23 protein-coding genes are annotated in these 23,835 nt (G+C 71.0%); 18 read left to right on the top strand and 5 right to left on the bottom strand.

Annotated elements, in window-relative coordinates; all coding sequences use genetic code 11:
* The first annotated feature begins 76 nt into the window (after positions 1-76).
* The 5 genes from AC5LUJ_RS03525 (at position 77) to AC5LUJ_RS03505 (ending at position 4,981) form a co-directional block, all read left to right on the top strand.
* Entirely contained in the window at positions 77-199 is a 123-nt protein-coding gene (locus tag AC5LUJ_RS03525) for a putative leader peptide (protein ID WP_445548569.1), read from the top strand.
* A 280-nt stretch (positions 200-479) separates the two neighbouring features.
* Positions 480-1,901 carry an NtaA/DmoA family FMN-dependent monooxygenase gene (locus AC5LUJ_RS03520; RefSeq protein ID WP_250292727.1) on the top strand — a complete coding sequence of 474 codons (1,422 nt, stop codon included), beginning with the start codon at positions 480-482 and terminating at the stop codon, positions 1,899-1,901.
* Positions 1,898-3,082, top strand: coding sequence for an LLM class flavin-dependent oxidoreductase (locus AC5LUJ_RS03515; RefSeq protein WP_250292723.1), 1,185 nt, complete (start codon positions 1,898-1,900; stop codon positions 3,080-3,082). Before AC5LUJ_RS03520 ends, AC5LUJ_RS03515 begins: the two co-directional genes overlap by 4 nt.
* Positions 3,083-3,110: 28 nt before the next feature.
* Positions 3,111-4,244, top strand: a complete 1,134-nt coding sequence (locus AC5LUJ_RS03510) for an LLM class flavin-dependent oxidoreductase (protein WP_493464452.1) — start codon at positions 3,111-3,113, stop codon at positions 4,242-4,244.
* Positions 4,229-4,981: a GNAT family N-acetyltransferase gene (locus AC5LUJ_RS03505; RefSeq protein WP_445548566.1), complete on the top strand. Its 753-nt coding sequence runs from the start codon at positions 4,229-4,231 to the stop codon at positions 4,979-4,981. Before AC5LUJ_RS03510 ends, AC5LUJ_RS03505 begins: the two co-directional genes overlap by 16 nt.
* On the opposite strand, the gene AC5LUJ_RS03500 is transcribed toward AC5LUJ_RS03505, so the two are convergent.
* A complete protein-coding gene (locus AC5LUJ_RS03500) occupies positions 4,974-5,138 on the bottom strand; it encodes a lytic transglycosylase domain-containing protein (RefSeq protein WP_445548568.1) in 165 nt (54 codons plus the stop codon). The genes AC5LUJ_RS03505 and AC5LUJ_RS03500 overlap by 8 nt on opposite strands.
* Before the next feature lie 277 nt (positions 5,139-5,415).
* Between AC5LUJ_RS03500 and AC5LUJ_RS03495 the strand changes: the two genes are divergently transcribed.
* Genes AC5LUJ_RS03495 through AC5LUJ_RS03485 form a run of 3 tightly spaced genes read left to right on the top strand, consistent with a single transcriptional unit; the run spans position 5,416 to position 6,661 of the window.
* Positions 5,416-5,571, top strand: a complete 156-nt coding sequence (locus AC5LUJ_RS03495; RefSeq protein WP_250292718.1) for a hypothetical protein — start codon at positions 5,416-5,418, stop codon at positions 5,569-5,571.
* Complete coding sequence (locus AC5LUJ_RS03490) at positions 5,564-6,301, top strand: DUF8175 domain-containg protein (RefSeq protein ID WP_493464451.1); 738 nt, start codon at positions 5,564-5,566, stop codon at positions 6,299-6,301. Before AC5LUJ_RS03495 ends, AC5LUJ_RS03490 begins: the two co-directional genes overlap by 8 nt.
* Positions 6,302-6,307: 6 nt before the next feature.
* Entirely contained in the window at positions 6,308-6,661 is a 354-nt protein-coding gene (locus tag AC5LUJ_RS03485) for a hypothetical protein (protein ID WP_250292712.1), read from the top strand.
* Positions 6,662-6,687: 26 nt separating this feature from the next.
* Here the strand turns inward: AC5LUJ_RS03485 and AC5LUJ_RS03480 are convergent, their stop codons facing one another.
* Entirely contained in the window at positions 6,688-7,617 is a 930-nt protein-coding gene (locus tag AC5LUJ_RS03480; RefSeq protein WP_493464450.1) for a CehA/McbA family metallohydrolase, read from the bottom strand.
* Between the two features lie 642 nt (positions 7,618-8,259).
* Between AC5LUJ_RS03480 and AC5LUJ_RS03475 the strand changes: the two genes are divergently transcribed.
* The 8 genes from AC5LUJ_RS03475 (at position 8,260) to AC5LUJ_RS03440 (ending at position 19,267) form a co-directional block, all read left to right on the top strand.
* Complete coding sequence (locus tag AC5LUJ_RS03475) at positions 8,260-9,879, top strand: ABC transporter substrate-binding protein (RefSeq protein WP_445548565.1); 1,620 nt, start codon at positions 8,260-8,262, stop codon at positions 9,877-9,879.
* A 6-nt stretch (positions 9,880-9,885) separates the two neighbouring features.
* Positions 9,886-10,845, top strand: a complete 960-nt coding sequence (locus AC5LUJ_RS03470) for an ABC transporter permease (RefSeq protein WP_250286594.1) — start codon at positions 9,886-9,888, stop codon at positions 10,843-10,845.
* A complete protein-coding gene (locus AC5LUJ_RS03465) occupies positions 10,842-11,774 on the top strand; it encodes an ABC transporter permease (RefSeq protein WP_250292710.1) in 933 nt (310 codons plus the stop codon). Before AC5LUJ_RS03470 ends, AC5LUJ_RS03465 begins: the two co-directional genes overlap by 4 nt.
* Entirely contained in the window at positions 11,771-14,086 is a 2,316-nt protein-coding gene (locus AC5LUJ_RS03460) for an ABC transporter ATP-binding protein (protein ID WP_250292708.1), read from the top strand. Before AC5LUJ_RS03465 ends, AC5LUJ_RS03460 begins: the two co-directional genes overlap by 4 nt.
* Complete coding sequence (locus AC5LUJ_RS03455; RefSeq protein WP_250292706.1) at positions 14,083-14,922, top strand: DUF427 domain-containing protein; 840 nt, start codon at positions 14,083-14,085, stop codon at positions 14,920-14,922. The genes AC5LUJ_RS03460 and AC5LUJ_RS03455 overlap by 4 nt, the downstream gene beginning before the upstream one ends.
* 158 nt (positions 14,923-15,080) lie before the next feature.
* On the top strand, positions 15,081-16,112 hold the full coding sequence (locus tag AC5LUJ_RS03450; RefSeq protein ID WP_250286945.1) for a 2OG-Fe(II) oxygenase family protein: 1,032 nt from the start codon (positions 15,081-15,083) through the stop codon (positions 16,110-16,112).
* A gap of 181 nt (positions 16,113-16,293) precedes the next feature.
* A complete protein-coding gene (locus AC5LUJ_RS03445) occupies positions 16,294-18,246 on the top strand; it encodes a serine/threonine-protein kinase (RefSeq protein WP_250286942.1) in 1,953 nt (650 codons plus the stop codon).
* Positions 18,247-18,583: 337 nt separating this feature from the next.
* Positions 18,584-19,267: a TetR/AcrR family transcriptional regulator gene (locus tag AC5LUJ_RS03440; RefSeq protein ID WP_250286940.1), complete on the top strand. Its 684-nt coding sequence runs from the start codon at positions 18,584-18,586 to the stop codon at positions 19,265-19,267.
* 59 nt (positions 19,268-19,326) lie between these two features.
* Here the strand turns inward: AC5LUJ_RS03440 and AC5LUJ_RS03435 are convergent, their stop codons facing one another.
* Together AC5LUJ_RS03435 and AC5LUJ_RS03430 are read right to left on the bottom strand one after the other, a co-directional pair.
* Positions 19,327-20,475, bottom strand: a complete 1,149-nt coding sequence (locus AC5LUJ_RS03435) for an acyl-CoA dehydrogenase family protein (RefSeq protein ID WP_250292705.1) — start codon at positions 20,473-20,475, stop codon at positions 19,327-19,329.
* A 56-nt stretch (positions 20,476-20,531) separates the two neighbouring features.
* Positions 20,532-20,804 carry a hypothetical protein gene (locus AC5LUJ_RS03430; RefSeq protein ID WP_250285000.1) on the bottom strand — a complete coding sequence of 91 codons (273 nt, stop codon included), beginning with the start codon at positions 20,802-20,804 and terminating at the stop codon, positions 20,532-20,534.
* 187 nt (positions 20,805-20,991) lie between these two features.
* Between AC5LUJ_RS03430 and AC5LUJ_RS03425 the strand changes: the two genes are divergently transcribed.
* Together AC5LUJ_RS03425 and AC5LUJ_RS03420 are read left to right on the top strand one after the other, a co-directional pair.
* Complete coding sequence (locus AC5LUJ_RS03425) at positions 20,992-21,945, top strand: phytanoyl-CoA dioxygenase family protein (protein WP_250284999.1); 954 nt, start codon at positions 20,992-20,994, stop codon at positions 21,943-21,945.
* A 445-nt stretch (positions 21,946-22,390) separates the two neighbouring features.
* Positions 22,391-23,284, top strand: coding sequence for an alpha/beta fold hydrolase (locus AC5LUJ_RS03420; protein WP_250284996.1), 894 nt, complete (start codon positions 22,391-22,393; stop codon positions 23,282-23,284).
* 57 nt (positions 23,285-23,341) lie between these two features.
* Here the strand turns inward: AC5LUJ_RS03420 and AC5LUJ_RS03415 are convergent.
* A partial coding sequence (locus AC5LUJ_RS03415) for an ATP-binding protein (protein WP_250284995.1) occupies positions 23,342-23,835 on the bottom strand: 494 nt, incomplete at its 5' end.

Genomic DNA, 23,835 nt, shown 5'->3' with positions numbered 1-23,835 from the left:
CCACGGGCCGGGCGTCGGGCAGGGCCGGCCGGGCATCGATCGGCGGGAAGTATCGGTCGACAGGAGGTGGCGGCGCATGCGGCTGATCCCAGGCCCGTCTGCCGTCCGTATATCCGGGCCACAACGTGGTGTGATCAGTTCGTTTCTGCGCCGGCACATCGATCTGTGCCGTGTCGCCGGCGCGCTCTGTCCACCCTGACCCGAGCCCCGCTGACCTGAGCATTCCTGACATACGCGCTGTCCGCCCGACCTGATCGGGTCCGGCCCGGATCCAGTTCGGGCCCGTCGTACCCGACGATCCGCCGCACGTGACGATCCGCCGCGCCCGACCTGGTCTGTCGCCGCCGGCCCTACCGGCTCCCGCGCGTCGTGACCGGGTGGGCCTGTTCCCGCTCGCGCTGACAGCGCCGCTCGTGTTGACACCGCCGCGCCGCCGGCCCACGGCCGCGCCGGCAGCCGTCTGAAAGGGGTATCGGACGATGAGCAGGCCGATCAAGCAGATCCATCTCGCCGCGCACTTTCCAGGTGTCAACAACACCACCGTGTGGAGCGACCCGGCTGCGGGAAGTCATATCGAGTTCGGCTCTTTCGTCCATTTCGCGCGGACCGCCGAACGCGGAAAGTTCGATTTCCTCTTCCTGGCCGAGGGGCTGCGGCTGCGCGAGCAGAACGGGCTGATCCACGACCTCGACGTGGTGGGCCGCCCGGACACCTTCACGGTGCTGGCCGCGCTCGCCGCGGTCACCGACCGGCTCGGCCTGGCCGGCACGATCAACTCCACGTTCAACGAGCCCTACGAGGTGGCGCGGCAGTTCGCCAGCCTCGATCATCTCTCCGGCGGCCGGGCGGCGTGGAACGTGGTCACCTCCTGGGACGCCTTCACCGGCGAGAACTTCCGCCGCGGCGGCTTCCTGCCCGAGGAGCAGCGTTACGCGCGGGCCAGGACGTTCCTGCGGACGGCCTGGGAGCTGTTCGGCTCCTGGCGCGGCGACGAGATCATCGCCGACAGGGAGACCGGGGTGTTCCTGCGCGACCCGCACCCGGGCAGGTTCACCCACCGTGACGCTCATTTCGACATCGCCGGCCAGTTCAACGTCCCGCGCAGCCCGCAGGGACGTCCCGTCATCTTCCAGGCGGGTGACTCCGACGAGGGGCGGGAGTTCGCCGCCTCGGGCGCGGACGCGATCTTCAGTCGGCACGGCACCCTGGAGGCCGGGCAGGCGTTCTACGCCGACGTCAAGAGACGGCTGGCCCGCTACGGCCGTGCCCGCGACCAGTTGCTGATCCTGCCCGCGGCGACGTTCGTGCTCGGCGACACCGACGCCGAGGCGGCCGAGATCGCATACGAGGTCCGGCGCCAGCAGGTCAGCGGCCAGACCGCGATCCAGTTCCTCGAGCAGCTGTGGAACCGTGACCTCTCCGGCCACAACCCGGATGGGCCGTTGCCCGCCGTCGACCCCGACCCCGGGGAGCACACGGTCGCCCGCGGCCGGGCCAGCGTGCGCATGTTCGGGGACAGGCTGGCCACCGCGAACCAGTGGCGCCAGCTCGCCGAGGCGAAGAACCTCTCCACCCGAGAGCTGATCATCGAGATCACCGGGCGGCAGACGTTCATCGGTTCCCCGGCGACGGTGGCCAGTGCGATCAACGATCTCGTGCAGGCAGATGCCAGCGACGGGTTCATCCTTGTCCCGCACATCACCCCCGGCGGGCTGGACGGTTTCGTCGACACGGTGGTCCCGCTGCTGCAGGAGCGTGGCGTGTTCCGTACCGAGTACGAAGGTATTACCTTGCGCGACCATCTCGGTCTTGCGCCGCTCGTCCCTGCCGTGTCAGGCACGTCCGACGCGTCCGGCGCGTCCCCTGCCGGGCCGGGGCCGGCGGCGAGGGCCGTGTCGTGAAGTTCCTGACCATCACCCTGATCGTGCACGCCCCGGACCCGGTCACCAGGGTGCGGAAGTCGACCGCCGAGCGGTTCCGCGAAGTGATCGACAACGCGCTGCTGGCCGAGGAACTCGGCTTCGACGGCTTCGGGGTCGGCGAACGGCATGAACGGCCGTTCATCTCCTCCTCCCCGCCGGTGGTGCTCAGCCACCTGGCCGCGCTCACCAGCCGGATCCGGCTGTTCACCGCCGTCACCACGCTGAGCCTGCTCGACCCGGTGCGGGCGTACGAGGACTACGCCACCCTCGACCACCTCTCCGGCGGCCGGCTGGAGGTGATCATCGGCAAGGGTAACGGCGCCGCCCAGCGGGAGCTGTTCCACGTCACCCCCGACGACCAGTGGGACCGCAACGCCGAGTCCTACGAGCTCTTCCGCCGGATCTGGCGGGAGGACAAGGTCACCGCCGACCCGCGGTTCCGCCCCGCGCTGCGGGACGCCGAGGTCTGGCCCCGGCCGCTGCAGCAGCCGATCCGGGTCTGGCACGGCAGCGCCACCAGCAAGGAGTCGGTCGACCTGGCCGCCCGCTACGGTGACCCGCTGTTCTCGGCCAACGTCACCAACCCGATCGAGCCGTACGCCGAACTGGTCCAGTACTACCGTGAGCAGTGGGAACACTACGGCCACGACCCGGCGCTGGCGGCGGTCGGTGCCGGCACGGCCGGCTACTACGCGGAACGCAGCTCCCAGGACGCCATCGCCGGCTACCGTCCGGTGTTCGAGGGGTATCTCGCCTTCCAGAAGCGGCTCGGTATGGAACCGGTGTTCCCGACGCTGGAGGACTTCGTCGAGCGCAGCTCCGCGCTGATCGGCAGCCCGCAGCAGGTCATCGAGAAGGTGCACCGCTACCACGAGCGGTTCGGGCACAGCGTGCTGCACCTGCACGCCGACGCCGGCGGCCTCACCGACGCCCAGCACCGCGCCAGCCTGGAGCTGTTCCAGTCCGACATCGCCCCGGTGCTGCGCCGCGAGATCCCGGACCCGCCCTGGCCGTGGGCCCCGGTGCTCGCCGAGCCGTCCCCGTCAGCCCCGCCCTCCTCGTCGTCTCAGCCGTCCTCGCCGTCGCCGTCGTCACCGAACGCATCGTCATCCGCCGCATCGTTACCGACCGTGGACGGACCCGCGCCCGCCGCCGTCTAGGCCGTGTCTATGAGTAAGGAAGCCTGTCATGGTCACGACTCCGCTCGCCGTCCTGGACCTCGTCCCGATCCCCGCCGGATCGACCGCGGCGCAGGCGCTGCGCAACAGCATCGATCTCGCCCAGCGGGCCGAGCGGTTCGGCTACGCCCGGTACTGGTTCGCCGAACACCACCTCAACCCCGGCGTGGCCGGCACCTCGCCGGCGGTCCTGCTGGCGCTGACGGCCGCGGCCACCTCGACGATCCGGCTCGGCTCCGGCGCCGTCCAGCTCGGGCATCGCACCGCGTTGTCGACGGTGGAGGAGTTCGGGCTCATCGACGCCCTGCACCCCGGGCGTCTCGACCTCGGCCTGGGCCGTTCCGGCGGGCGTCCGAACGAGGTGAGGCGTGAGCCGGCCCTGCTCGGCGCCGGCACGGCCGTCGTGGACGGACGCGCGCCCAATGGGCTGCGCATCCCACCCCGGTTCTCCTTCGAGCATCTGCTCAACTCGCCGCGCTTCGAGCTGCAGAAGGGGCTCCTGCAGCTCCCCGGCGCACAGTCACAGAACTACACTGAGCAGATCGGCGATGTCCTTGCCCTGCTGGCCGGCACCTACCGTTCCGCCGAGGGCGAACAGGCTCACGTGGTCCCCGGGGAGGGCGCGCAGGTGCAGGTCTGGATCCTCGGCAGCAGCGGGGGTGAGAGCGCGATCCTCGCGGGGGAGAAGGGGCTGCGGTTCGCCGCGAACTACCACGTCAGCCCGGCCACCGTCCTGGAGGCTGTCGAGGCCTACCGGGCCGCGTTCCAGCCGTCCGGCGAACTTGACCGGCCCTATGTCAGCGTCTCGGCCGATGTCGTCGTGGCCGAGGACACCGCCACCGCGCGGGAGCTGGCCGCCGGTTACGGGCTGTGGGTACGCAGCATCCGCACCACACTGGGGGCCATCCCGTTCCCGGCCCCGCAGGAGGCGCGCCGGCACGTGTGGAGCGACGCCGACCGCGAACTGGTCGCCGACCGTGTCGAGACCCAGTTCGTCGGCTCGCCGGGGCAGGTCGCCGACCAGCTGGAGCAGCTGCGCGACGCCACCGGCGCCGACGAGCTGATCATCACCACGATCACCCACGACCATGCCGACCGGGTCCGCTCCTACCAGCTGCTGGCCCAGGAATGGCAACGCCGTTGAGCCGGGTCCCCGCCAGCCGGCAGGACCCGGACCAGCGGCATCCACTGGACAACCCCGCCCGCTGGTCGCTGACCGGGGCGCACGCGCACCTCGCCGAGCGGCGCGGCAACGTGCTGCGCTACCCGGTCGACGTCTCCCCTTTCGTGGCGCTGCCCGAACAGCCCGACGCCGCCGACTGGAACGACATCGCCGCCCTCGCCGGCCCGGGGGCGCTGGTCCCGCTCGCCGGAGTGCAGGTCCCGCCGCCGCCGGGGTGGGAGGTGGTGGCGCGCGGCTCCGGGGTGCAGCTCGTCGACGGCGGAGTCGCCGCCGCGCCCGACGACGAGGCTGTCCGCCTCCAGCCGTCGGACGTGCCGGACATGCTCGCGCTGACCGCGGCCACCAAGCCCGGCCCGTTCCTGCCCCGCACCATCGAGATGGGCACCTACCTGGGCATCCGCCGCGACGGCGTGCTCGTGGCGATGGCCGGCGAGCGGCTGCACCCACCCGGCTGGACGGAGGTCAGCGCGGTCTGCACCGATCCCGCCTTCCGCGGCCAGGGGCTGGGAGGCCGGTTGGTGCGCGCGGTGGCCGCCGGCATCCGCGAACGCGGCGAAACCCCGTTCCTGCACGCGGCCGCCGACAACACCAACGCGATTCGGCTCTACCTCTCGTTGGGTTTCCGCCTCCGCCGCGAGGCGACCTTCCTTGCCGTCCGCGTCCCCGACCCCCTCCCCGAAAACGCCCCGGTCACCTGACCGGCGCAGCGCTTTCCGGATAAAACCGTTCCCATCCAGCACCGGCGGCCCAGGTCGGCCAGGTGCCGGGCATGAACTGGGCCATGCTCTGTGCCCCGGCGGCGGAGACCGCGCGCGGGTTGAAGCCGGATTCCTGGGCGAGCTGGGCGGTGAGCAGCGCCGGGCTGAGCTATGGACAGCAGTCGTTACCGGCACCGGCCGGGACGATCCAGCCCTGGTAGGTGTCGGCGCGCAGTGGCCCACCGGCAACAGCGAGTTTTGTGCTTTCGCCTATTCTGACGATACGTATCCTTTCTGGTACAAGAGGTGATCTTGGCGTGACGGTGCTGATGCGCACCGGCCATGACACACAGTTCCGCCACCGCCGCGCTGCCACGGACGTCGCTTCCGTTCAGCCGCTGGTGGCGGTCACAGACTGTCATGGGAGCACGGGGGTGACCAGCGTGGCCGCGTTGCTGCAGCCGGCGATCGGCATCGGTGTGGTCGCCGGCTGGCCCCGATATGCGGCCAACCGTGAGTTCGCTGGCCGGCCGCTGGTCCTGGTCCCCCGCGGCACCGTGCAGGCGACGGCGGGAGCCGGGGATGGCTGACGGGCGTCGTTTCTCCACAGGTGTGCGGCTGCTGGCCGCGGCCGGGCTGGTCGCGGTCGGGATCGCCGTCGGACTGCTCCTCGGTGGCCGGGGCGGCTCCCCGACACCGGCGCCGTCCCCGACCGCGGGTACGACCGGCCCGGTCCCGGCAGGCGGCGGGCCGGTGCTCCCGGATCCGGGCCTGCCCGTCCTGGACTTCTCCGACCTGACCTGGCTGGACTTCCACGGTCTCGCCCTGCCGGTCTCGCCGACCGCGGGCCCGCACATCCTGGCCGACGACCGGGCGTCCGGATTCGCGCACACCCCGCTGGGCGCGGCCCTCGCCGCGATCCACATCGCTGTTCGTACGGACGCCGCTGTCGGCGCCTACATCTTCGAACCCACCATCGCCGACCAGACCACCGGCGTTGACCAGCCCGCCCTGCTGGAACAGACCCGGATGACCGCGGCGCAGCAGGCCGTCCCTGCCCGGCTGAGCGGACGGTTCTCCGGCCAGGGCTACCGCTATGTCGGGGTCCGGTTCGACGCGGTCACTCCCGACCGGGTCGTGCTGTATCTGGCCACCGGCGCCGAGGACGCCACTGGCATCACGGTGTACGCCGCCGGACGTGTCGAGCTGCGCTGGGAACGGGAGGACTGGCGGGTCGTAGCCCCACCCGGCGGCAGTTGGTCCACCGTTACCGGCCGGGTCGCCTCCACCGCCGGCTTCCAGATGTTCCCTCGGAGGTAGGAGCCCGTGGCCTTTCCCGATTTGCATAATCCGTTGCGATACACCCAGTTCGGCCCCGCCACCGAGTTGGGCGGCGCCATTGTCAAGGCCGGCGCTGGCAAGGCTGTCGAGAAGGTCAGTGACAGTACGTTGAGTTCGTTGGAGGACACGCTGGCCAAGGGGCTGGCGTGGATGGTGGACACCACCTCGACCTGGTGGGTCAAGGCCCCCTCCATCCGGGTGCAGCAGCCGGTCGCGCCCGGTACGGACCCGGCGAGCGCGCCCCCGATCGAGGTGGTCGCCACGATCCGGGGCTGGATGTGGCCCATCGTGATCACGGTGGCGTTGTGTGGGCTGACTGCGTCCGGGACAACCCGATGACATCGGATATTTCTTTGTGATTGTGGCTATGCCTCGATGGAGGGAACGGGATCCGGTTCCAGGCGGATCGGGTTGCTCCAGGCGCGTCCTCCGGTCCTGTCCTCGACGGTGACCCGGCAGTATCCGCACTGTTCGAACATCGCGACGGGCAGGGAGCCCTTCGTCAGCGATTCTCCCTCGATCACCTGTGCGCCCGGAGCGCCTCCGGTGACCAGTATTTTGCGCACCGGTGAGCAGCTCACCGTGACCATGCCGTCGTGGAACTGGATGTCGTGTAGGTCGGGTCCGGTGCTCGAGTAGTAGTGGCCGGCCTTGAGGGCCGCGAGGAGCGCTTCCGGGGTGAGGGTGTCGGCGCGTACCTGGACCCAGGCCGCACAGCCCGGCGGGTCCTGGGGCTGGAAGTGCGCGTCGTCGGCGGCGTAGGCGCCAAGCCGGTGCCCCCGGTTGAGCAGGATGTCGGTCAGATGCCAACTGTCGCCCCGGTCCTCGCGGGCCGAGAGTGCGTTGTAGACCTCGACCGCGTGGGCCGCGTCCAGGCTTTCGGCGTCGGCGAGGGTGAGCAGCGAAGCCGCGGGGTGGGCCATGCCGATGAACGCGCCCGCGGCCCGGGCCCGGCGGGCCAGGTGCGGTCCGCTCTCGCCGGGCTCGGGAGGTGGGAAGCCGAGTGGCACCCCCACGGCGACGATGTGCCACTCCGAGGAGAACTCGGTGCGCGGGGCATGCAGCTCCGCGCCCAACAGTGTGGTGAATCCGGGGGTGCGCAACGGCCGGGTGTCTGTCAGCGGGAATCCGTACCTGGCCCGGAAGTGATCGGTGATGGCCAGGAAGTCATAGCCGGCCTCCCGGTAGCGGCGCCCGATCTCCGCCGGCGGCAGTGCCCCGTCGGACCGGTCCGAGTGGGTGTGGAGATTGCCCCGCCAGAAGCGGCCGGGCCGGTGGAACGGCAGGTCGATCACGGGTACTCCCTGGACTACGGGCAACTGGTCGTTTGCCGAGACTCCGCCCCCAGGCTGCCGTCAGGCCGTACAGGCTGGGCCGTCTGCGGCTTGGGTGGGGCGTGGCCGGACGATCCTGCCGCATCCGCGTCCAATCTTATCCATTTTTGCCCGTATTCGCGAATCCGGTGGGTCGCTGGCAGGTATTGCCCACTTGACTGGTTGGGATGGTCATGGTGCCGTTGGTGGTGTGTGGAGAACAGTTCTCCTGGTCGCTCGGATACACATCGACCTCATGCGGATGATCTGCGGGCGCTGTTACCGCGGCTGATCGGCTGCCGCCTGTACGGCCCCGTCTGCGCAGGCCCGGCGGTTCACCGTCTGCAAGCACCGCGCGTTCCACCGTCTCCCCTGTGCCTCTCGCCGCACCCGAGTCACATGGTCATTTACGCAGGCCGCCGCCGGACACGGGGGTTCGTGGCACAGGTCCTGATCCGCTGCGCTTCACCCACCCTTCCACAAAGGACGCCGACCCTCGTGAGAAAATCGCCGACCCGGACAATGCCGGTTCAGACGACAGCGCCGGTTCAGACGACAGCGCCGGTTCAGCCGACAGCGCCGGTCCAGCCGGCCAAGCCGATTCAGACGACCGGAACAGCCGGGATGGCGGCGGCGTCCGCCGAACATCCGGTGCGGGCGCTGCTGACCCGACGCGGCCTGCTGGCCGGTACCGGCGCCGGTGGGCTTGCCGCGCTCCTCGCGGCGTGCGGCGGTTCGACGGGTGACGCGGACGCCGCCGACTCCTCGGCGTCCTCGACCGCGGGCGGGAAGCGGGGAGGCACCGTCACCCTGAGCGCTCCGCCGCCGCCGACCGCGCTGGATCCGGTGACGATGTACGACGGCACCGCGATCGCCCTGGTCCAGCTCGTCGCCGACTACCTGATCTGGCTGGACTCCGACTTCCAGCTGCAACCCCGGCTGGCGACCGCGTGGACGTCGTCGGAGGCGGGCCGGACCTGGTCGTTCACCATCCGTCAGGGAGTCCTCTTCTCCGACGGCACACCTTTGGACGCGGCCACGGTGAAGGCGTCGTTCGACCGTCTGCTCGATCCCGCGAACAAGTCCGCGGCGCTGTCGGCGTTCGACACGGTGCTCAAGGCCGGCGGTGTCTCGCTGGCGGGCTCCGACACGGTCGTGTTCCGCCTCGAGCGGCCGTTCTCGGAGTTTCCCTATCTGGTGTCCGCCGGCAACTACAACGCGCTCATCCTGAAGCCGGACTACCAGGTGGGCACGTTCGCCCAGAAGGCGATCGGCACAGGCCCGTTCCTGCTGAACTCCTATGACAGCGGCACGGGCGCGTCGTTCACCCGTAACCCGAGGTACTGGGATTCCGGGAAGCCGTATCTCGACGGCGTCCGGGTGGCTTTCTACAAGGACGAGCAGGCCGATCTGCTCGCGTTGCAGAGCGGTGCCGTCGACGGGCAGATCCTGTCGGATGCCAGCCTGGTGGGCCCGGTCGCGGGCGGCGGCTCCATCGCCGTCGACAAGGTGAACAGCACCGGCCTGACCGCGTTCACGCTGCGCGTCGACAGGCCGCCGTTCACGCGGAAGGAGGTCCGCCAGGCGGTCGCGTACGCCCTGGACCGGCCGGGGGTGCTGACCAGCGTGCGCGACGGGGCCGGTGTCCTGGGCAACGACCATCTCTTCGCGCCCTCGTTCGCCAGCGCGCCGACCGATCTCCAGCAGCGCGCCAGGGACGAGGCGAAGGTCAGGTCGCTGCTGGCCGCCGCGGGCGTGGACAACCTGCGTTTCACCCTCAGCTTCGACCCGCCGAACAGGTCCTACGCGCTGGTCATCCAGGACCAGCTCAAACAGGTCGGCATCACCGTGGACCTCGACCAGCAGACCTCCGGGGCGTTCTACGGGGGCGACCAGACCACCGACACCCCGTGGCTGTTCACAACCGCGAACCTTGTCGGCTGGGCGGGCCGGCCCACGGCGAGCCAGTTCATCATCCCGATGGTGAAGAGCCAGGGGGTGTGGAACGGCTCCAAATACGCCAACCCGGCCGTGGACGCGGCGGCCACCGCCTACGACGCGGCCACCGACCCGGCCGAACGGAAGAAACAGGCGGAAATCATCGCGCGGGCGCTCAACGAGGACGTGCCGGTCATCGTCAGCGTGTGGAACGGCGCGGTCCGCGCCTACCGGACCGACCGGATCAGGGGGCTGCGGGCGCACCCGTCGGCGTTCCTGGACCTGACGACCGTGACCAGGGCCTGATCGGGTGTGGCGCGTTTCCTGGTCAGACGGCTGCTGACGATCCCGGTCACGCTGCTGGCGGTCAGCCTGCTGGTGTTCGTCGCGACCGAGCTGATCCCCGGCGACGTCGCCCGGGTCGTGCTCGGCCCGGAAGCGAGCCAGGCCTCCGTGGACGCGCTGCGCCACCAGCTGCGGCTGGACCAGCCGCTGCCCAGCCGGTACCTGCACTGGCTGGGCGGGTTCGTCACCGGTGACTGGGGACAGTCCTACACGCTCGGGGTGGCGGTCCGGCCACTGACGATGGGCCGGCTGGGCCAGAGCCTGCTGCTGGCCCTGCTCGCCTTCGCGCTGCTCGTGCCGTTCGCGCTGGCGCTCGGCCTCGCCGCGGGGCTGCGGGAGGGGCGCCCGCTCGACCGGGTTCTCAGCGTGACCGGCCTGAGCCTCGGGGCCACACCGGAGTTCGTCACCGGGGTCGTGCTGCTGGTGGTCTTCAGCGTCCAGCTGCACTGGCTGCCCTCCTCGGCCCAGGCGCCCCCGGGAGCGGGGCTGGCGACCCGGGTGGAACATCTGCTGCTGCCGGCGATCTCGCTGGTCCTGCTGTGTGCCGGCTACGTCGCCCGGCACGTGCGGGCCAGCACCGCCGCTACGCTGTCCAGCCCGTTCATCCGGGCGATGCGGGTGCGCGGCCTGCCCGAGGGGCAGCTCGTGCGCAGGCACGTGCTGCGCAACTGCCTGGTCCCGGCGACGAGCGCGCTCGCCGTCCAGCTGCAGTTCCTGCTCGCCGGGCTGGTCACCGTCGAGCTGCTGTTCGGCTACCAGGGCATCGGCGACCTGCTGCTGACGTCCGCGACCAGCAAGGACGTGCCGACCCTGCAGGCCACCGCGATCGTCCTCGGCGCGGTGGGCATGCTCGTCTACGTCGTCGCGGACGTCGTGTACGCGCTGCTCGACCCGCGGATCCGGGTCGGGAAGGTGGCTCACCAGTGAGCCAGGCGAGCCCGGTGGGCCAGGTGAGCCCTGGGATCCCAGGAGGCGCAGGGAGTCCAGGGAGCGTCGTCGACGCCGGGGCGCCGTCGGTCGCCGCCGTGGCCCGCGGGCCACGGGTCGTCCGGCGGCTGGTGCGCCGGCCGTCGTTCGTGGCGGGCGCGGTCCTGCTCCTCGGATGGGCCGTCGTCGCGGCGTTCTGGCCGCATCTCGTCCCCGCCGACCCGATGACCCAGCATCCGGCCGAGCGGTTCCGTCCGCCGGGCTGGGGCCACCTGTTCGGCACCGACCAGTTCGGACGGGACGTGCTGGCGCGGGTGCTGGCCGGTGCCCGTCCCGTGCTGGAGGTCGCTCCGCTGGCGGCCGCGGCCGGGGTGGCCGCCGGCAGCCTGCTCGGGCTGGTGTGCGGCGTCCGGCGGGGCCTGCTGGACGAGATCGTCATGCGGGTCGTCGACGCGCTCGCGGTCTTCCCGAGCCTGGTCGGGGTGGTGGTCGTGGCGGCGCTGGTGGGCAGGTCCACCACCGCCCTGATCGTCGTTATTGGAGTGTTCTTCGTGCCGATTGTTACTCGCAGTGTGCGGGCTGCGGCGCTGGTCGAGCGGGAGAAGCCCTATGTCGAGGCGGCGCGGCTGCGCGGTGAGCCGTTCCCGTCCCTGCTGGGCCGCGAGGTGCTACCCAACGTCGCCGGAACCGTGCTGGTGGAGGCGACGTCCCGGCTCGGTGACGCGGTCTTCGCCGCCGCGACCCTGTCGTTCCTCGGGCTCGGCCAGCCGCCGGGCTCCCCGGAGTGGGGCGCCTCCGTGGCGGACAGCCGGGTCTTCCTCCAGCACGCCTGGTGGACGGTGCTCTTCCCGGCGCTCGCCGTCGCAAGCCTCGTCATCGGCGTCGCCCTGGTCGCGGACAACCTGCGGGAACAGGTGGCGGCGCGGTGAACGGGCCGATGGTCGGCGGCGCGGTGAGCGGGCTGGCGGTCGGTGGCGCGGTCGGCGGCACACCGGCGGGCGTGACCGGGCCGGGCACGCCCGGGGGGCTCGTCGTCGACGGGCTGAGCGTGAGCTACCCGGCGTCGGGCGCGCGGGTGGCCGCCGTGGACGGCGTGAGCCTGCGGGTGCGTCCCGGTGAAAGCTACGGGCTGGTGGGGGAGTCCGGATCCGGCAAGAGCACCCTGGCGGCGGCGCTGGCCGGTGTCCTGCCCGACGGCGGCCGGGTCGAGCACGGCAGCATCCACCTGGACGGCGTCGACGTCGGCGGCCTGCCGGAACGGGACCGGCGCCGGTGGCGGGCGACCGCGTTCGCCATGGTCCACCAGGGTGCCACCAGCAGCCTGGACCCGACGGCCCGCGTCGGCGCGCAGGTGGCCGAGGCCTGCCGGTTGCAGGGGCTGTCGCGTGCCGCGGCCCGCCTGCGGGCGCTGGAGCTGCTGGCGGCGGTGCGCCTGCCCGAGCCGGCCGTGATCGCGCGGCGATGGCCGCACCAGCTGTCGGGCGGGCAGCAGCAGCGGGTTGGCATCGCGGCGGCGCTCGCGTCGCGTCCGCGGCTGCTCGTCCTCGACGAGCCGACCACCGGCCTGGACGCGGCGGTGGCACGCGAGATCCTCGACCTCCTGCAGGCGTTGCGGCGGGAGATCAATGCCGCCGTCGTGCTCATCAGCCACGACCTCGCGCTTGTCGCCCGCCGCTGCGACCGGATGGGGGTCCTCTACGCGGGACGCCTGGTCGAGGAGGGCCGGGCGGCCGAGCTGCTCACCGCGCCGCGGCATCCCTACACCGCCGGCCTGGTCGCGGCGGCCCCCGTGGTCGGGGTCACCCGCCGGGAGCGCAGGCTGCTGGCGGTGCCGGGCCAGCCGCCGGCCCCCAGCGAACGTCCGGGCGGCTGCGCGTTCGCGGACCGCTGCGCGCTCGTCGACCAGACCTGCCGCACCCGGGAGCCGTCGCTCGTCCCCGTCCCCGCCGTCCCCGCCGTCCCTGCTCTCCCTGCTCTCCCTGCCGTCCCCGCCGTCGCTGCCTCCGCTACCGGAGTCCCGCCGGACGGGCTCCCGGAGCGGCGGTTGGACGTGCGCCCGGACGGGCACCTGGTGCGCTGCCACCACAGTGGCCGCGGCCCGACGCCGCGTCTTCCCGAGCAGACCACTGAAGTGGACCGCGCGGGCCCGGGGCTGCGGCCGGGGCTGCTGTCCGTGCGGGGGCTCTCCCGCGGCTACGGCCGGACGCCGGTGCTGGACGGGATCGACCTCGACATCGCCTACGGCGAGGTGCTCGGCCTCGTCGGCGAATCCGGCAGCGGCAAGAGCACCCTCGCCCGGGCGCTGGTGGGTCTCGGGCCCGATGGCCCGGGGGAGCTCCGGCTCGCCGGACACCTCCTGCCGTCCCGGCTGTCACGTCGGTCCGCCGAAGACCGCCGCCGGGTGCAGATGGTCTTCCAGGATCCCGACACCACCCTCAACCCGCGACACTCCGTGTCCACCGTGCTGCGCCGGGCGTTGGTGACGCTGCGCGGATCGGGTACGGTCACCGACCTTGCCGGCCGGGTCCAGCTCGGCCCTCGCCTCCTGCCGCTGCGGACCGCCCGGCTGTCCGGCGGGCAGAAACAGCGGGTGGCCATCGGCCGGGCCTTCGCCGGCGAACCCGAACTGGTCGTCTGCGACGAACCGGTGTCAGCGCTGGACGTGAGCGTCCAGGCCGCTGTGCTGGAGCTGCTGGCGGCCGCGCGGGACACCGGCGGCGTCTCCTACCTGTTCATCTCCCACGACCTGGCCGTCGTGGGCTACCTGGCGGACCGGTTGGCCGTCCTGTACCAGGGGCAGATTGTCGAGGTCGGTCCCACCTCCGCCGTGCTGTCCGGCCCGCACCATCCGTACACCGACAGCCTGACCGGGGACGGTGTGCCGGGCCAGGTGTCTGGCCGTCCGGATTCGGTGGGGCGGGCCGGCTGCCGGTTCGCCTGGACCTGCCCCCACCGGCTGGACGGCCTGTGTGATCGGGTGGCTCCTCCCGTCCGGCTGCTGTCCGGGCCGGTCGGAGCGCCTGCGCACACGGTGCGTTGCCACCTCGAGCCGTCTGATCTGCCCAGGGCTGCGTCGACACCGCTCGCCGGGTCAGGTACGCGGGTTACGCGGGTACTGCCAGCCGCGGCAGGAGAGAGCGTGACGTCCGGACGCCCTGTCGCCGCGGAGACGTCGGCGAGCCCGGCCGGCACCGGCACCGGCACAACGACATCGACAAACGGAAAGGGAGTCCGAACATGAGCGGCACGACATCGACCGGAACATCAACCGGCTCCATCGCGACCGAGACAGGTGAGCGGGATCCTTTCTCGCTGCGGCCGCGCGACCTGCGCCCCGTGCGGACCGAGCCGAACGGCCGGCGGATCCGGGTGCTCTTCAACGGGCAGGTGATCGCGGACAGCACCCGGACGCTGTACGTCTTCGAGACCGGGCACCTGCCGGTGTACTACTTCCCGCGCGCGGACGTCCGGTTCGACCTGCTCACCCCCACCGACCACCACACGCGCTGCCCGCGCAAGGGCGACGCGTCCTACTTCACCATCACCGTCGGTGATCGGAGTGCTGAGAACGCGGTCTGGGCCTACCCGGATCCGATCCCCGAGGCGGCCGAGCTCGCCGACCATGTCGCCTTCTACTGGGACAGGGCCGATGCCTGGTACGAGGAGGACGAGGAGGTCTTCGTCCACCCCCGCGACCCCTACAAGCGTGTCGACGCGCTGCCCTCGTCGCGGCACGTCGAGGTCCGTGTCGGCGGCGAGCTGTTGGCCGACACCCACCATCCGACCCTGCTCTTCGAGACCGGGCTGCCGATCCGTTACTACCTGCCCAAGCTCGACGTGCGATGGGACCGGCTGACACCGGCACCGACCCGCACCCGCTGCCCGTACAAGGGCGAAGCGCGGTACTGGTCTCACGAGAGACCGGACGGTACGCGGATCGACGACATCGCGTGGAGCTACGCCGAATCCATTCCAGAGATCCCGAAGATCGCTGGTCTTGTCGCGTTCTTCAACGAGCGGGTCGACCTGACCGTAGACGGTGTCCGCCAGCCGCGCCCCAGCACGCCCTGGTCCTGACCGGCGTATCGGCCTCGTACTTCACATATCTGTCCGCATCTGCCCGTATCTGTTGTTATTCATCCCACGGTCCGTTCGCGCCTCGCCCTGACAATTCGCTCCCGATCTCGACATCCCGGCACCGCAATCCCCGAGACATCCCCGGAGGGACATCCGCCATGAGCGACACGATTCCCGTCATCGACTTTCAGGCGGCCCTCGCCGAGGACGCCCCCGCCGGCCTGCTGCGGCGGATCCGCGACGCGGCCGAGAGCATCGGACTGATCCAGGTGGTCAACCACGGCGTCCCGCAGGACCTGATCGAGGACTTCGAGCGGCGGATCGGGCGCATCCTGCGGCTGCCCCGCGCCGAGAAGGCCACGCTCGCCAGCCCCACCGGGCATCCCTACCGCGGCTGGCGCCAGTGGCCCGACGACTTCGGCCGCCTGGAGCTCGAGCGGTACTCGATCGCCCAGTTCGACAACCCGGCCGATGCCGCCGCTGCCGGGGTCAGCCGGCGGTGGCTCGGGCTCTACGAGCACGCCAACGTCTGGCCACCGCAGGACCCCGGCCTGCGCGAGGTCACCTTCGCCTACATCGACGCGGCCGTCGGCCTGGCCCGGCGGGCGCTGGGCCTGTACGAGCGGATCCTCGGCCTGCCCGCCGGCGGCTTCCCGCACGACGAGCCCCACTACACCAGCTTTGTCGTCAACGACTACCCGACCTGGACCTACCCGGACACCGCCTCCGACGAGGACAAACTCCTGCTGCTGGAGCACACGGACACCTCGGCCGTGACGATCCTGCACCAGAGCGGCGACTACACCGGGCTGCAGGTGCAGCTACCCGACGGAAGGTGGATCCCGGTGCCTGCCGTGCCCGGCGCGCTGCAGGTGTTCTCGGGGACGATCCTCACCCGCTGGACCAACGGCCGGCTACGTCCCGTCCGCCACCGGGTCGTGGCCGGCGGCACGGTGACCCGACGGTCCATCGGGATCTTCTACCATCCGAGCCTCGACACCGTGCTCGAGCCGCTGCCGGCCTTCGCCGGCGCGGACGGCACCGGCTTCGAACCGGCGGTGCTGGGCGAGCTCACCGAGAACGGGGTCGAGGACTACCTCAGGACCTACGGCCGTCCCGATCAGATAGCGGCCTGGCGGGAGGGCCGGCCGTACGTCTCCGAGCTGGCGGAAACCTCGGCCGGACGCTGAACCGCCCAGCGGGAGGGGCGAACGGATCCGATGATGCGTGTTTCCTGGCCTGTCGGGCCAACGACCTTCCGCCTGTCATGCAACGTCGCGTGGCTAGAATCGCAACAGCTTGTGCGGAGGATATGGACGTTTTCATGATGGTGGGCGGTAGTTGGTGCCGTCCGGGGGTGAACGCCGAGCCGTGATCGTCGATCGTGCGCGGATAGGCGCCGCGCTGCCCGCCTACGAGCTGGGCACCCAGCTCGGTACCGGCGCGTTCGGGCTGGTGATCGAGGGCCGGCACCGCCGGCTGGAGCGGCCCGTGGCCATCAAGGTGCTGGCCGCGGCCCAGGAGGGCGCGGGCACCGATTTCGCCGCCGAGGCGCGGCTGCTCGCCGGTATCGACCACCCGCATGTGGTCCGGGTCTACGACTACGTCGAGACCGTGGACCTGCATCTGATCATCATGGAGCTGCTGGGCGGGGGGACGCTGACCCGCCGCCGGGTGGGCCTGCCGCCCGAGGACGCCTGCGCGGCCGGGCTGGCCGTGGCCACGGCGTTGTCCTGCGCGCACGGCCAGGGGATGCTGCACCGCGACATCAAGACCGACAACATGCTCTTCGACACCACGGGCCTGCTGAAGGTCACCGACTTCGGGATCGCGAAGATCGTCGAAGGGACGGCGGCCACCGCCAGCGCGCTCGTGGGCACCCCCGCCTACATGGCCCCCGAGCAGATCACCGGTGGCCGGCTGGGCCCGGCCACCGACCTGTACGCGCTGGGGGTCGTGCTCTACCACCTGCTGACCGGCGCGGCGCCGTTCGACCCGAAGCTGCCGGTGCGCGCGCTGTGGCAGCAGCACCTCGACGTCGTCCCAGCGTCGCCGACAGGGGTGCCCGCCCCGGTCGCGGAGGTCGTCCTGCGCGCCCTGGCCAAGGATCCGGCCGCCCGCCAGCCCTCCGCCCACGCCTTCGCCCTCGAGCTGGCCCATGCCGCCGCCGACGCCTACGGCCCGGGCTGGACCACCCGCTCCAGCATCCGGCTGCGCCTCGACGACGACATCCGTCAGGCCGCCGGCCACGTGCCGGCACCCGGCGAGCGGGTGCCGCCGACGGCCAGGTATGTACCCACAGCGCCACCGCCACCGGCTGACGCCTTCAGGCCCGCGGGGCCGCCGCCACCGGCAGGTGCCTTCAGGCCCGCGGCGGCCCCGCCACCGGCAGGTGCTTCCGACAAGGCAGACGCTTTCAGGCCCGCGACGCCACCGCCGGCGGCAGATGTCCTCAACAAGCAGGAGACACCCGCGTACCAGGCCCGTGGCCACGAGCCGCGCCTGAGAGCCGGCCGTGGCGCCGATACCGGCGCGGACAGCACAGGTATCGGCGCCGGCTATGGCGCGCAGGGCACGCAGCCGCCCTGGCCGCACCAGGCACAGCCGCCATTGCCAGGCACGTTGCCCTTCCAGCCGCCGGCCGTACCCCCTGGTGATGGCGACCGGGGCCGTAGGCCTCGGCGCCGGCTGCGGTGGGCGGTCGTGACCGCTTTCCTGCTGGCCGCCGTCATCGCCGCGGTCGTTTCCCTGGCCACCCTCACCGGCACCGGTGACGGCGAAGCCTCGCTGGCGAGCGCAGGGGCGGCCGGCTCGCGCGGCCCGATTGTTTCGCCGTCCTCACCAGGATCGTCTGCTTCGTCGTCATCGAGAGGCTCATCGGATTCGTCCGCCTCATCCGCATCATCACCTTTGCCGGTTTCATCGGTTTCGGGCGACGCCGTTTCTGGAGCCGCCGGAGGCGCCAGTCCGTCGGCGCTCTCCGGGACGAGGCCATGGTCCGAGGCGACCGCGGTGCTGACCGCGACGGACGGCGTGGCCACCTCGGTACGGGCCGAAACACTGTCCTACTGCATCTCCGTGGGGCACGGCATCACGCTGTCCAGCGGCCAGGACATCCCGTTCGAGAAAATGAGAAGCATAGAGGTGCTGCGCTCGGACGAGCAGTTCACCCCGAACGGCAAGGCCGACCTGGTCGTCACCCTGCTCACCGGCCAGACGGCGCGGGGTGGCATCGGAACCGGCTGCGATTTCTTCGGCACCAACGACCTGGGCCGTTTCAGCATCTACCCGAACCGCCTGAAGCGAATAGACTTCCAGCGATAGAATCCCGGCCGGGCCGTGGACGCTGTCCGCGGGCTTCCGTACGGGCACGATCCGGACGAGTTCGTCGTTCGGTACGTTTTTCGGCCCGGCTGGCGTACATGGCAACAAACATACGGCGATCTTTTTCGCAGCCTGTCAACGAATGTCGTCACCGGCGTGGCCGCTGATGATTAGCTGACCGTTGCTCCGTGTGTGTCCGGCGGCGGGCGGACGTTGCCCGCGCGATCCGGGGCCGGCCGGGTACGGCTTCGGGGCGGTCGCGATCTTCCTGTGTCCGGTGTCCTGTGCTGCCGCGTCGGGCCGCCGTGTCCGCTGGGCCGGTAACGTTGTACTGGTCATGACCGTGTCCCTCGACGGCCATCCGTGGCCGAGCTCCGGCAGCCGCCGTACGTCTCGGCAGTCCGACCTGTTCGACCGGCTCGTCGAGATTTTCCTGCGTGAGGGGTTCGCGCACTTCACACTTGCTGATCTTGCCGCGCGGCTGCGCTGCTCGAAGTCGAGCCTTTACACGCTGGCGCACAGCAAGGAGCAGCTTGCCGTCGCGGTCGTCGTCCACTTCTTCCGTGCCGCCGCGGCCGAGGTGGAGCGGCGGGTGGCCGAGGTCGTGGATCCGGGTGCGCGGGTCGGCGCTTATCTGGCGGCCGTGGCGGAGGAGCTGAAGCCGGCGTCCGAGGCCTTCCGGCGGGATCTCGCAGCCTTCCCGCCGGCCCGCGACGTCTACGAGCTCAACACGCGGGTCGCGGCGGCGCGGATTCGTACGCTCGTCGCCGAAGGGGTGGCCGGCGGGGCTTTCCGTGATGTGCACGCGTCCTTTGTCGGGCATGTCGCGACCCTTGCGATGGTCGCCATTCAGCAGGGCGAGATCGCGGGTGTCACCGGCCTCTCCGATGCCGACGCCTACGCCGAGCTGGCGAAACTGCTGCTGCACGGGATCGTCCAGGACGCGGATACGGACGCGGATGCGGACGCCGCCGAACAGCCTTGCCTGACCGAACGGCCAGCGGCCTGCCCGGCTGACTGACGGTGTGAACGGAGTGGCGGCCCGCCGGGGCGCGCGTGCCGGGCCGGGGCGAGGAGCTGTCAGGAGCAGGCGAGGTGCCGGCTGATGACCAGCCGCTGGATCTGGTTGGTGCCTTCGAAGATCTGCATGACCTTGGCTTCGCGCATGTACCGTTCGACCGGATAGTCGTGGGTGTAGCCGGCACCGCCGAACACCTGGACGGCGTCCTCGGTGACTTTCATGGCGGCGTCGGTGGCGACCAGTTTGGCGATGCTGGCCTGGCGGGAGAACGGCAGCCCAGCGTCGCGGCGGCGGGCGGCGGCGAGCGTGGTGGCGCGTGCCGACTCCACGGCGGCGGCCATGTCGGCGAGCAGGAAACCGAGCCCCTGGTGCTCGATGATCGGTTTGCCGAAGCTCGTGCGCTGCCGGGCGTAGGCGACCGCGTCGTCGAGGGCGCGCTGGGCCAGGCCGACGGCGGTGGCGGCGATCCCGAGACGGCCGGAGTCCAGCGCGGACAGGGCGATCGACAGCCCCTGCCCGGGCTGTCCGACCAGCCGGTCGGCGGGCAGCCGGACGTCGGAGAAGTTCACGATGGCGGTGGGGGAGCCCCGCAGCCCCATCTTCCGCTCCGGCGGCTGGGCGGTCAGGCCGTCGCTCGTGGCGTCGGCGACGAAGCAGGAGATGCCGCCGGAGCGGTCGTCGGAGGTGCGGGCGAAGACGGTGTAGAAGTCCGCCGCCCCGCCGTGGGTGACCCACGCCTTGGTCCCGGTCAGCAGGAAGCCGCCGTCCGTGGTGGCGGCCGCGCGGGTGCGCATCGCGCTCGGGTCCGAGCCGGCGTGCGTCTCGGACAGGCAGTAGGCGCCCAGCAGGTCGCCATCGAGCAGCCGCGGGAGCAGGGTCGCGCGTTGTTCCGGGCTGCCGGCGATGGCCAGCGGGTAGCAGGACAGCGCGTGCACACTGACGCCGACGGCGACCGCCGCCCACCGGTAGGCGATCTCCTCCAGGACCTGCAGGTACACTTCGAACGGCTGGCCGCCGCCGCCGGCCTCCTCGGGGTAGGGCAGGCTGAGCAGCCCGGCCCGGCCCAGGACGGTGAACGCGTCGCGAGGGAACCGGCCGGCCTCCTCCCACTCGGCCACCCGCGGCTCGAGCTCCTTCTCCGCGATCGTGCTGGCGAGTTCGACCAGTTCGCGCGCCTCGTCCGAGGGCAGCTGACGTTCCGCGGGCATCCGGGCCTCCTGACGACTCGGAGAGTCGATACTCGAAGTCGTACCAGAGTACTGCTTCATTCCTTTTCGGCAGGTGGGCCCGGCTGCCGTGGACTGTCTCCGCCGTCGACGTAGCCGTAGGAGACCGAACCGGAAGCAGCGGCTTCCGCGATCATCTGCTCGGTGCCGGGGCCCGCCGGGGCCCCGCTGTCGATCATCAGGTGGGCGTCCGTCCAGCGGTCGTTCGAGCGGTCGTTCGGCGGATGAATCAACGGCGCCGGTGCCGACGGGGCCGCTCCGGCGTTCTTGCCGTGTGGATGATGCCGGTGCCGCCATGCCATAACACCCACCGCCGCTGACCTGCGGCTACATGTTGCTTTCGTCCGAGTTCTCCAATTCGGGCGTTGTTCTGCGCCGCGTCCCATAAAATCACATGGTTCGCTGTCACGCTCGTCGATGCGAGAAAGGTCAGGATCAGGTGTGGGGGAACTCGCCATTGTCACCGGCGCTTCGCTGGATTCGTCAGGTATCTCTGGGGTGAATTATATCGACCAGGCAGGTGACCGGCATTATGCGTCGTCGGATCCGGTGGCCCGTGGTGCGCACGACAGTCTGCGGCGGACGCCGGTCACCGCGAAGCGACTGACTTCCAACGGGCTGTCGATCCCTTTCGACAGCGATCGTTTCGCGTTGCTGCGTGACAGCACCCCGCTGCTGTCCAATCCGGTTGCGCTCCGGCGCCGGTTCCACGAGGACGGCTATCTGCACCTGCGCGGCGCGCTCGATCCGGACGAGGTCCGCGCGCTGCGGGCCGGCTATTTCTCCCGGTTCGACCCGGTCTACCTGAAGCCCGGGACCGAGCCGGTTCACGGTGTTTTCTCCGGGCAGCTGCCGCCGGGCCTTCCGCCGCACGGCTGGCCGGGCCATCCGGCCCACAGCTTCGTCCGTTCAGCCGCTTTCAGCCGGTTCATAAAGAACCCGCAGCTGCTGCGCCTGGCCGAGACACTGCTGGAGGCCCCCGCGGTTCTGCTGCCGCGGCATATTGTCCGGCATTTCCACCGTGGGTCGCTCACCGCGACCCGCGCCCATGCGGACTTCGACTACCTCGACGCGGGCTCCGACCGCCTGGTGACGATGTGGATACCGTTGGGTGACTGCTCGGTCGAGACCGGCGGCATGGTCTACCTGGAGGGGTCGCACCGGCTCAGCCGCGAGAAGCTGGCGCCCCTGCGTGCGGTGACGGACCGCCCGGGCGATCCCCGGCCGATCAGCCACGACCTCTTCTGGGTCTCCAGCCAGCTGGGCCTGCGATGGATGCACGTCGTCAGCAGGGCCGGCGACATCACCCTGCACAACTCGCACCTCATCCACGCGTCCCTGGACGTCACAGGGGACGTGATGCGGCTGTCCACCGATCTGCGCTTCGCCCGCCGTGGCGACACCATTGACCACCGCTGGACGATCCCCTGGTCGGGCGACGACGGGAACTGAGAGCTCGGCATCCTCCCCCGTGCCGCTCCAGGCGCGGTGGCGCTGCTACAGCGGTCACGAAGCGGCTTAAGGACCGGTACGCGGGCCACCGCGCGGCGGCGTCGGGACCATGGCGAACAGCGATGCTCTACAGCGATGCTCTCACCGGCCCGGGCCCGAGCGTCGGAACAGCGGCCGGCGGCGTATCCGGAGCGGGAATATCCAGCGTGGAGCGCGATTCCACCAGAAGTGCGGAAAAATCTTGCGAAGACCGCTCCTCGCATATCGCTCACATCAGGGCCTGTCCTGCCCACTGGTCGCGGAGATGCCGAACAGTATCCTGATGACGTCAGCACGGACAGGCATGTGCGGTAGGAGACACGGCGTGCAGAATGACCCACGATCGATTTCGTCCACGGGTGACGAGCCGGATTGTGCCAGGGTCACCACCGACACCGGCGAACCGGTGACGATACGTATTCCCGCGGACGGGGTCGAGCTGGTCGGCGATGCCTACGGCGACCCGGCCGCCGCCCCGGTCCTGCTCCTGCACGGCGGCGGCCAGACCCGTCATTCCTGGGGCACGACCGCCCGTATGCTCGCCCGTGACGGCTGGTACGCGCTCACCATCGATCTACGCGGGCACGGCGACAGCGGCTGGTCGCCCGACGGGATCTACCCCCTGAGCCGGTTCGCCGCCGATGTCGTGGCGGCCGTGCGGTGGACGGGGCGGGCGCCCGTGCTCATCGGGGCATCCCTCGGCGGCATTGCCTCGCTGACGGCTCTCAGGCAGCATCCCGATCTCGCGGCTGGTGTCGTCCTGGTCGACGTCTCACCGTTCCTGCAGGCCGCCGGTACGAACCGCATCCGGGAGTTCATGACGGCCAGGCCGGAGGGCTACGGCTCCCTGGACGAGGTCGCCGACGCCGTCGCGGCCTATCTCCCGCAACGGCCCCGGCCGCGCAACATCAGCGGCCTGCGCAAGAACCTCCGCCGGGTCGACGGCCGGTGGTTCTGGCACTGGGATCCCGCTTTTCTGCGTGATACCAGCAATCAGCTGTCCCAGCGCGGGCACGTGGTCATGCCCGGGCTCGAGGAGGCGGCCGTCTCGCTGCGGATCCCGACTCTGCTCGTGCGCGGCGGCAGGTCGGACGTACTGAGCGTCGACGATGCCCGGCGTTTCCTTGAGCTGGTTCCCCACGCCGAATATGTCGACGTGGCCGACGCCCATCACATGGTCGCCGGCGACGACAACTCGGTCTTCGACCAGGCTGTCCGCGACTTCTTCGACCGGCGTGTCCGTTCCCGCCAGCGTCTCGGCCTCGGCACGGCCCCCCGCCCTCGTCGTGACGCGCGGTGAGCGCGCCGTGGGCCTCATGCGGTGAGCGTGCCGTGGGCACCGGGCCACTGCGCGGTGTCAGATGAGCTGTTCGGCCCAGATGCTCTTGCCGGTGCGGTTGTAGCGGGTGCCCCAGTGGTGGGTGAGCTGGGCGATGAGGAACAGGCCGCGGCCGTTCTCGTCGAGGGTGCGGGCGCGGCGCAGGTGGGGGGCGGTGCTGCTGGCGTCGGAGACCTCGCAGATGAGGGCGCCGCGGTCGCGGATGAGGCGCAGGTGGATGGGGCCGGTGGTGTGGCGGATGGCGTTGGTGACCAGTTCGCTGACGACGAGGGTGGTGGTGGGGATGACGTCGGGCAGGTTCCAGGCGGTGAGCTGGCGGATGGTGTGGGCGCGGGCGTGGGCGACGACGGCGGGGTCGGCGGGCAGGTCCCAGGAGGCGACCTGGCCGGCGGTGAGGGTGTGGGTGCGGGCGAGCAGGACGGCGACGTCGTCGTCGGCGGCGGGCCGGTCCGGCAGCAGAGTAGCGAGTATGTGATCACATGTGGTCTCGAGAGTGGGGGCAGGCGTGGACA

The organism is Protofrankia sp. CiP1_Cm_nod3, from assembly GCF_982290655.1.
Note: the sequence above shows the minus strand (reverse complement) of the source record. Positions and strands in the feature narration are given on the sequence as shown.